7 protein-coding genes are annotated in these 8765 nt (G+C 71.4%); all 7 read right to left on the reverse strand.

Translation table 11 applies throughout. The annotated features are described in order from the left end of the window. Positions 1-1870 (reverse strand): ABC transporter ATP-binding protein (locus ACFE6Z_RS08975; RefSeq protein WP_375385392.1); only part of this gene is annotated, 1870 nt, incomplete at its 3' end. A 320-nt stretch (positions 1871-2190) separates the two neighbouring features. Further along, positions 2191-2694 (reverse strand): methylated-DNA--[protein]-cysteine S-methyltransferase, encoded by a 504-nt coding sequence (locus ACFE6Z_RS08980; protein ID WP_375385393.1) that lies wholly within the window; start codon positions 2692-2694, stop codon positions 2191-2193. Positions 2695-2752: 58 nt separating this feature from the next. Next, positions 2753-4276, reverse strand: coding sequence for a DNA-3-methyladenine glycosylase 2 family protein (locus ACFE6Z_RS08985; RefSeq protein WP_375385394.1), 1524 nt, complete (start codon positions 4274-4276; stop codon positions 2753-2755). 318 nt (positions 4277-4594) lie between these two features. Continuing rightward, positions 4595-6202 carry a bifunctional phosphoribosylaminoimidazolecarboxamide formyltransferase/IMP cyclohydrolase gene (gene purH, locus ACFE6Z_RS08990; RefSeq protein WP_375385395.1) on the reverse strand — a complete coding sequence of 536 codons (1608 nt, stop codon included), beginning with the start codon at positions 6200-6202 and terminating at the stop codon, positions 4595-4597. 21 nt (positions 6203-6223) lie between these two features. After that, positions 6224-6823 (reverse strand): phosphoribosylglycinamide formyltransferase, encoded by a 600-nt coding sequence (gene purN / locus ACFE6Z_RS08995; protein WP_375385396.1) that lies wholly within the window; start codon positions 6821-6823, stop codon positions 6224-6226. A 9-nt stretch (positions 6824-6832) separates the two neighbouring features. Beyond that, positions 6833-8230, reverse strand: coding sequence for a DUF6350 family protein (locus ACFE6Z_RS09000; protein ID WP_375385397.1), 1398 nt, complete (start codon positions 8228-8230; stop codon positions 6833-6835). A gap of 69 nt (positions 8231-8299) precedes the next feature. Then, positions 8300-8737, reverse strand: a complete 438-nt coding sequence (locus ACFE6Z_RS09005) for a nitroreductase family deazaflavin-dependent oxidoreductase (RefSeq protein WP_375385398.1) — start codon at positions 8735-8737, stop codon at positions 8300-8302. Positions 8738-8765 lie beyond the last annotated feature (28 nt).

Genomic DNA, 8765 nt, shown 5'->3' on the forward strand with positions numbered 1-8765 from the left:
GTGCGCTGTCCGATTCGCGTGCGCTGTCCGATTCGCGTGCGCTGTCCGATTCGCGTGCGCTGTCCGATTCGCGGCCCTCGCGCATGGCGGCCTCCAGGCTCGAGATGACGTGACGGTAGTGCTCGCTGTCGCGCAGGAGCTCGGAATGGGTTCCGACGCGGACGATGCGGCCGTCCTGCAGCACCGCGACGCGGTCGGCCAGCGCCACGGTAGACGGGCGGTGGGCGACGATCAGTGCCGTGGTGGTCGCGAGGACGCGCCGGAGCGCTGCCTCGACGAGGGCTTCGGTGTCGACGTCGAGCGCGCTGAGCGGGTCGTCGAGCACGAGCACCGCGGGCCGAGCGGCGACCGCCCGGGCAAGGGCCAGGCGCTGGCGCTGCCCGCCGGAGAGGCTGAGTCCTTCTTCGCCGACCGTCGTGTCGACGCCGTCGGGGAGCTCGTAGGCGAAGTGCGCCTGCGCGATCTCGAGCGATTCGTGCAGGACCGCGTCACCCTCGGGGCTCCGCGGATCGAGGTCGTCACGGCCGAGCAGCACGTTATCGCGCACGCTCGCCGAGAACAGCGTCGCGTCTTCGAACGCCATCGAGATGTGACGGCGCAGTTCGTCCAGCCGCAGGTCGCGCACGTCGATGCCGTCGATCTCGACCGAGCCCTCGGTCACGTCGTAGAGGCGTGTGGGCAGCGTCGTGAGGGTCGTCTTGCCCGATCCGGTGAGCCCTACCAGGGCCATCGTCTCGCCCGGGCGCAGCACCAGATCGATGCCGTCGAGGAGGTCGCGCTCGGTGGCCGCAGCATCCTGATACCGGAAGTGGGCGCCTCGGAACGCGAGCTCTCCGCGTGGCTCCGCGAGCTCGACGGGATTCTCGGGATCGACGATGTCGTTCTGCTCGTCGAGCACCTCGAAGATGCGATCGGTCGCGGTGCGGGTGTCGATGAGGAACGAGAACAGGAAGCCGAGCGATTCGATCGGCCAGCGCAGCGCCGTCGCCATCGCGAAGAAGGCGAACAGCTCGCCGACCGACAGCTGGTTCTGGGTGGCGAGCCAGATACCGGCGAGCAGGCACAGCGCGAACGCGACCATCGGCACGACCTCGAGCCAGAACCACAGCACGCCGACCTCGCGGGCCTTCTGCAGCTCGGTGCCGCGCAGGGTCTCGACCTGCGCGCGGAACTTCTGCAGGGCGTGCTTGCCGCGGCCGAAGGCCTTGAGCACGCGGATGCCGTGCACGCTCTCCTCGACCGCGGTGGCGAGGTCGCCGGCCTGGTCTTGGCTCATGCGCGCGAGGGTCCCGTAGGTGCGCTCGAACCGATAGCCGAACCACCACAGCGGAATCGACACGACGAGGAAGATCACCCCGAGCAGCCAGTTCCATTGGAACAGCAGCACCGAGCCGATGAGGATCGTGAGCACGTTGACCACGAGCAGGATGCTGCCGAATGCCAGCCAGCGGCGGATCAGGTTGATGTCCTGCATCATGCGGCTGAGGAGCTGCCCCGACTGCCACCGGTCGTGGAACGAGACCGGCAGGCGCTGGAGGCGCCGGTAGAACTGCTGACGGATCTCGTACTCCACGCCCGTGGCGGGGGTCAGCACGAAGGCGCGGCGCAGGTACACGAACAGCGCCTCGAGCACGCCGAGGAGGAGCACTCCCACCGAGGCCCACACGATCAGGGCGATGTCGCCCGTGGCGATCGGCCCGTCGACGACGGCCTGCAGCACGAGCGGAATCATCAGGGTGACGAGCGCCGCGCCGAGCGCCGAGAAGAAGCCGAGGATGAGGCGGCCCATCACCGGACGGGCGAAGGGGATCAGACGCGCGAGCGCCTTCGGTGTGGACAGACGCTCGGAAGCGGAGGCAGTGGAAGTCATGATCCTTGTGGGATGTCTGGCGCAGATGGTGCGGAGGTGGTGCGAGCGAGGTGCGATGCGCGCGCAGGGGCGCGATGGGCGACGAAGACGATGGGCCGTCTGAAGAACGAGAACGCTGCGGACGCCGGCGATATGCCGGCGGAACTCAAGAGTGGAGTGCGCGCGTCTTGATCGGGAGGGCGGCGGAGACCGGCATACGGGCGACGATCGTGTGCATGGCATCCTCCTCTGAATGGCCTGCCGCGGTGCGCGGCCGACAGCCCTCCAGGCTATGCCCGCCCCGCGGGATCGTGCAAGTCCGCCGTGTCAGCTTTCGCTGGTCAATTCGTCGCCGACTCGCGCGCGAGCAGGCTGCGCTTGACCTCGAGGCCCCACGCAAAGCCGCCGAGACTCCCGTCGCCGCGCAGCACCCGATGGCACGGGACGAACAGCGCGGGCGCGTTGCGTGCGCAGATGGATGCCGCGGCCCGCACCGCGCGCGGAGCTCCGAGCTGAGCCGCGAACTCGGTGTAGCTGAGCGGCGCGCCCGGCGTGATCGTGCGCAGGGCGTCCCACCCGGCGTGCTGCATCGCCGTGCCGGGCTGCCACACCGGCACGGTGTCGATCGCCGAGATGTCGCCGGCGTAGTAGGCCAGGGCGGCGGTCGCAGCATCCGTGCGCCCTTCGTGCACCTCGGTCGGACGAGCCGCGGCGGGGATGCGCGCGAGGGCGACCTCGAGGTCGGCGGTCCAGCCCGACGCGAGCACCCTGCCCTGGGCGTCGGAGACGATCGTGAAAGGGCCGTCGGGGGTGTCGATGGTCTGGACGGTCGCTGCGTTGGTCATGGGTACTCCTGCGGGGTGTGTCATAACTCCGCCTTCGGGCGGGGCGAGGGTCGGTGGGTCAGCGTGACTGCGGGGCGGTGTCGGCCGGCGGGCGCCGGCGAGGCGGAGTTGTGACACGCGGGGGCACCGCGCGCCAGAGATGTGCGGTGAGGTACGAGCGCCAGGGGGCCGTGCGGGCAGCCCAGGCGGTGAGGGTGGTGGGTGCGGAGGGGATGCCGGTGGCCGCCGCCCCCGCGCGCACGGCGACGTCGCCCGGCAGGAACACGTCGGGATCGCCGAGCACGCGCATGCGCACATAGTCGGCTGTCCACGGCCCCACACCGGGAAGCGCCAGGAGCGCGGCGCGCTGGTCGGCTCCGTCGTCGCCGGTCGTGAGGGTGAGCGAGCCGTCGGCGAGCGCGGCGGCAGCCCCCGTGACGGCGCGGATCCGGGCGGCCGGGCCGCGCAGGACCTCGTGGCCGCGCTCGGCGATCGCCGCCATCGTGGGGAACAGCCGGTCGTCGCCGTCCGACCCCTCGACCGTCTCGCCGAGCTCATCGGTGAGCCGGGTGAGCGCGGTGCGGGCCGCGGCCACCGTGATCTGCTGGCCGATCATCGCCCGGATGAGCATCTCGTGCGGGTCGGCGGCGCCGGGCACCCGGATTCCCGGGACCGCGCCGACGAGCAGTGCCAGTTCGGGATGCTGCGCCAGCGCCTCGTCGACGGCGATCGGGTCGGCATCCAGATCGAAGAGCCGACGTGCGCGTGACACGAGCGTCGTGAGGTCACCGAGGTGCGGGAGCCGTGCGCTCAGGCGAACGCGGCCGGCCTGATCGAGCCGCAGCCGGAACCACGCGGGGCCGCCGGGAAGCCGAAGCATGCGCGCGAAGGACGAAGGCGTGGCGGTCTCGACGCCGGGGATCGCCCGCGCCGCCATCCACGCGAAGAGACCTTCGGCATCGAGCGGGCCGCGGTGGGGCAGCACGAGATCGATCGCGCCGGGTGCGTGCGCCTCCAGAGCGCGCGTCTCAAGGGCATGCCGGCGCGCCCGCAGCGCGAGCGGCGTCATCCCGAACACCTCGCGGATCGTGTCGTTGAACTGACGCACGCTGGCGAAGCCGGCCGAGAAGGCGACATCGGCGGCCGGCAGGTCGGTGCCGACCAGCAGCATGCGGGCGGTGTGCGCGCGCTGCGCGCGGCTCAGCGCGAGCGGGCCTGCCCCCAGCTCGGACGTGAGCAGCCGGGTGAGATGGCGCGGCGAGTAGCCCAGGCGGGCGGCGAGCCCGGGGACGCCCTCGCGCTCGACCACGCCATCGGCGATGAGCCGCATCGCGCGGCCCGCCGTGTCGCTGCGCAGATTCCACTCCGGCGAGCCAGGCGCGGCCTCGGGGAGGCATCGTTTGCACGCGCGGTACCCGGCCTCGTGTGCCGCGGCGCTCGTGGGGTAGAACGTCACGTTCGCGGGCTTGGGGGTGCGGGCGGGGCAGCTCGGTCGGCAGTAGATGCCGGTGGAGCGCACGGCGGTGACGAACTGGCCGTCGAAGCGCGCGTCGCGCGAATCGATCGCGCGGTAGCGCTCATCGAACGACATCTGCATGCTCATGACCCCCAGCCTGACACGACCCTGCGATGGTGGCTCGCGGAAATCGGACATCGCTGGGGCGCGCGATGCGGTGATCGAGCGAGCTTGCGAGTCCCCCTGCGGTGATCGAGTAGCGAGCTTGCGAGCGTATCGAGATCAGCCGGACTGACGTAGTACGCGGGCCCTGATCTCGATACGGCGCTGGCGCGCCTACTCGATCACCGCCGGGTGAGCTGGCGCGCCTACTCGATCACCGCCGAGTGCGCTGGCGCGCCTACTCGATCACCGCCGGGTGAACTGGCGCGCCTACTCGATCACCGCCGCGTGCGCTGGCGCGGATCAGTGGAAGAAGTGACGCTCCCCGGTGAAGAACATCGTCACGCCCGCCGCGCGGGCGGCGGCGATCACTTCGTCGTCGCGCACGGAACCGCCGGGCTGGATGATCGTCGTGATGCCGGCATCCAGCAGCACCTGCGGGCCGTCCGCGAACGGGAAGAAGGCATCGGATGCTGCGGTCGACCCCGCGGCGCGATCCCCCGCCCGCTCGACCGCGAGCCGGCACGAATCGACCCTGTTCACCTGGCCCATGCCGATCCCGACGGTGGCCGAGCCCTTCGCCAGCACGATCGCGTTCGACTTGACGGCGCGACAGGCCTTCCACGCGAAGGTCAGGTTGATCATCTCGTCGTCCTGTGGGCGCTCCCCCGACACGAGCTGCCAGTCCCTGGCCACCGACTCGATGTCGTCCGGGAAGCGATCGGCGTCCTGCAGGAGCAGGCCCCCCGAGACGAGGCGCACGTCCATGCGCTCCTGGCGCCAGTCGCCGGGCAGCTGCAGCACACGCAGGTTCTTCTTCAGGGCGAAGACCTCCAGCGCCGCCGGCTCGAAGTCGGGGGCCACGATCACCTCGGTGAAGATGTCGCGGAGGTTTTCGGCCATCTTCAGCGTGACGGTCCGGTTCGCGGCGATCACGCCGCCGAACGCGGAGACCGGGTCGCACTCGTGCGCGCGCAGGTGGGCGCTGGCGATCGGGTCGAGGGCGTTGGGGGCGGCCACCGCGATGCCGCACGGATTCGCGTGCTTGATGATCGCGACGGCCGGCTTGACCATGTCGAAAGCGGCGCGGAGGGCCGCATCGGCGTCGACGTAGTTGTTGTACGACATCTCCTTGCCCTGCAGCTGCGTCGCCTGCGCGATGCCGTGACCGCCGAGCCGCGTGTAGATCGCCGCGCGCTGGTGCGAGTTCTCGCCGTATCGCAGGGTGGCGAGTCGCTCGGCCTTCATGGTGAGGTGCTGGGGCAGGTCGGCGTCGGCGGTCAAGGTTCCCTCGGTGAACCAGGTGGCGACCGCGCGGTCGTACTCGCACGTGTGCGCGAACGCGCGGGCGGCCAGCTGCTTGCGCTGCGCGAGACTGGTTCCTCCGCTGCCGAGCGCCTCGATGATCCCCGGATACGACTCGGGCGAGACCACGATCGCCACGTTGGCGTAGTTCTTCGCGGAGGCGCGCACCATCGCAGGGCCGCCGATGTCGATCTGCTCGACGACGTCGTCGCCCTGGGCTCCCGAGGCCACGGTCTCGACGAACGGGTACAGGTTCACCACGACGAGCTCGAAGGGCTGGATGTCGAGATCGGCCAGCTGGCGGGCGTGGTCCTCGAGTCGCAGGTCGGCGAGGAGTCCGGCGTGCACGCCGGGGTGCAGCGTCTTGACCCGGCCGTCGAGCGACTCGGGGAAGCCCGTGATCGCCGACACGTCGGTCACGGCGAAGCCGGCGTCGCGCAGCATCCGTGCCGATCCGCCCGTCGAGACGATCTCGACATCGCTCGCGACGAGCGCCTCGGCCAGGCGCAGCAGATCGGTCTTGTCGCTGACCGAGATCAGCGCACGCCGCACCGGGACGAGATCGCGGTGACGGTACAGAGAGGGATCGTGGCTCGGTCCGGCCATGGGGGGCTCCTCGGGGTTCGGTCAGGATGACGTCGATGTCGCGGCAGCGAGGTCGAGCTCGCCGGTCGCGATGCGCCGGACGACGTCGATCAGGAGTCGCCGTTCGACGGGCTTGATGCGTTCGTGCAGTGCGTGCTCGTCGTCGCCCGGGAGCACGGGCACGCGCTCCTGGGCCAGGATCGGCCCGTCGTCGATGCCGTCGTCCACGACGATGATGCTCGCACCGGTCTGCGTCGCCCCTGCCGCCAGCGCGTCGCGCACGCCGTGCGCGCCGGGGAACTCGGGCAGATAGGCCGGGTGGGTGTTGATGATCCGCGGCGACCACGCCTCGACCACGCCGTGCGGCAGCAGGCGCATCAGCCCGCTGAGCACGACCAGGTCGGGCTGCCACACCTCCAGCTGCGCGGCGAGTTCCCTGCCCCAGTCATCGCGCGAGTCGAACTCGCGCCACGGGACGAGGAAGGTGGGGATGCCGTAGGCCTCCGCGTGCGCGAACCCGTCGGCCTCGCGATCGGCCCCGACCACGATGACCCGGGCGGGGTAATCGGCGGCGGCCGCAGCATCCAGAAGCGCCCGCAGATTGGAGCCCGCGCCCGAGATGAGGACGGCGACCGTGAGCACGCCGTCAGTCTATCGGCGGCAGACCGACCGGACGACGGGGCGGCGGCCCTGGGTGCCTCGTTCGATAGGGGCGGTCTGCGCGTCCTGGGCCATGTCCGCCGTGAGGGCCGGAGCGGGCTCCGACACCGGCTGCTGCGCCTGGAGTGGCCGAGGGGCGGGGCGATGCGGCCGGGGCGAGAGCAGCAGGATGCCGGCACCCAGGAGCACCTCCAGCCCGACCGCGAGCGCGACGGGCCCCGGCTGCGGGCCCACCTCGGCGAGCCGCCCCGGGCCGAGGGCGCCGGAGGCGAGCACGGAGAGGAGGGCTGCGCCTGCCGCCGACAGTGCGGCGATCGCGACCGCGAGGGTGAGCCGCACGGTGATCGGCTCGGCGCGCTCGGCCGCGCCGCGGTCGGCCGTGCCGCGCTCCCCGGCCCGAACCAGACCGGGCCGAACCAGACGCGAGCGGACGATCCATCCCGCGAAGGCACCGAGCGCGACCGGGATCAGAGCCAGCAGCAGGAGCCACGACGACACCGTGTCGGGGATCGCGCCGAGCAGCGGGATGCCGGGGACCACGCCGAGCTGGGTGCCGGCCGGCGACACGGAGGTGCCGACGCCGAGCGAGAACCCGGGCCCGGCGACGAAGGAGAGTCCCCAGACGACGACCGTCGGCAGGTACGCGAGCTGCGCGAGCGTGGTCATGGTCGCCCCGAGGGCCTCCATGTTGCCCGATTCGAAGAGCGCGATCACCTCGCCGCCGCGGAGCATCAGCGACACGGCGACCACGAGCGCGCCCGCACCGATGAGGCCGACGAGGACGGCGGTCGCCCCGCGGACGGTGAGCCCGGGCACATCGCCCCAGCCGTCGGCGCGCGCCTCGATGCGATCGCGCAGGTGCGCGACCGGGCCCGCGCTCGCCTCGCGCCATTCGACCACCAGGGCGCCGATGAGCGCGGCGACCACGAACACGAGCGTGGGGAAGAGCACGGCTTGCCAGAGGTGGATCGCCGCGATCGACGTGCGCGCGCTGAGGGCGACGAGTGCGGCGAGGGCGCCGAACACCAGCCCCCCAGCCACGACGCCCGTGAGCCAGGCATCGGCGCGCGACGCCCGCGCACCCGAGCGCGCGGCGAAGATGGCGGTGAAGGCCGCGAATCCGAGCGGGGCGAGAGAGATCCAGAAGGATGCTGCGGCCGGATCGATCCCCGTCACGGCCAGGTAGTCCGGCGGCAACGTGATCAGGACCGGCACGAGGTTGCCGAACTGCCAGATCGTCGCGCTCGCCGGCCAGAGCGCCGACCAGTCGGCCTGACCCAGGCCGATCACCCACAGCACGGTCAGCGGCGCGAGCACGACGGCGAGGCCGACGGCGACCGCGAGCGCGGCGTCGAAGGCCGCGAGGAACGCGACGAGAACCCGATTCATGCCTCCACGACACTACCCAGCGAGCCTCGCCGATCCCCGCCCCCACGCCCGTGTGGGCAAGGCTCCCCGTCAGGCGATGGGCTCGAGTACGAAGACCGCGATCAGCCGGTCGGTCTTCTTCTGGTAGTCGTCGTAGGCCGGCCAGACCGCGGTGGCATGACCCCACCACTCCGCGCGCTCGTCGCCGGAGACCTCGCGCGCGAGGTAGTCGCGCGTGACGGCACCGTCTTGGAGTTCGACGTGCGGGTTCTTGCGCATGTTGCCGCCCCAGCGCGGTTCGTCGGGCGCCCCGCCCTTCGAGGCGACGACCGCGTAGCTTCCGTCGTGCTCGACGCGCATGAGGGCGGTCTTTCGCAGCGCGCCGGTCTTCGCACCGACGGTGGTGAGCACGATGATCGGTTTACCGCGCATCTCGTTCGCCTCGGCGCCGCCGGACGCCTCGTACTGCTCGGCCTGCACGCGGGCCCACTCGGCGGTGCTCGGCTTGTATTCTCCGGTCAATGGCATGACTTCACCTTACGACCGACTGAGAGGC

This window comes from uncultured Microbacterium sp., from assembly GCF_964244775.1.
Taxonomy (GTDB): domain Bacteria; phylum Actinomycetota; class Actinomycetes; order Actinomycetales; family Microbacteriaceae; genus Microbacterium.

Excerpts from the sequence above, each read along its gene's own strand:
- ACFE6Z_RS08980 (WP_375385393.1), bottom strand. The coding sequence starts at position 2,694 with ATGACCAACGCAGCGACCGTCCAGACCATCGACACCCCCGACGGCCCT.
- ACFE6Z_RS08985 (WP_375385394.1), bottom strand. The coding sequence starts at position 4,276 with ATGAGCATGCAGATGTCGTTCGATGAGCGCTACCGCGCGATCGATTCG.
- purH (WP_375385395.1), bottom strand. The coding sequence starts at position 6,202 with ATGGCCGGACCGAGCCACGATCCCTCTCTGTACCGTCACCGCGATCTC.
- ACFE6Z_RS09000 (WP_375385397.1), bottom strand. The coding sequence starts at position 8,230 with ATGAATCGGGTTCTCGTCGCGTTCCTCGCGGCCTTCGACGCCGCGCTC.
- ACFE6Z_RS09005 (WP_375385398.1), bottom strand. The coding sequence starts at position 8,737 with ATGCCATTGACCGGAGAATACAAGCCGAGCACCGCCGAGTGGGCCCGC.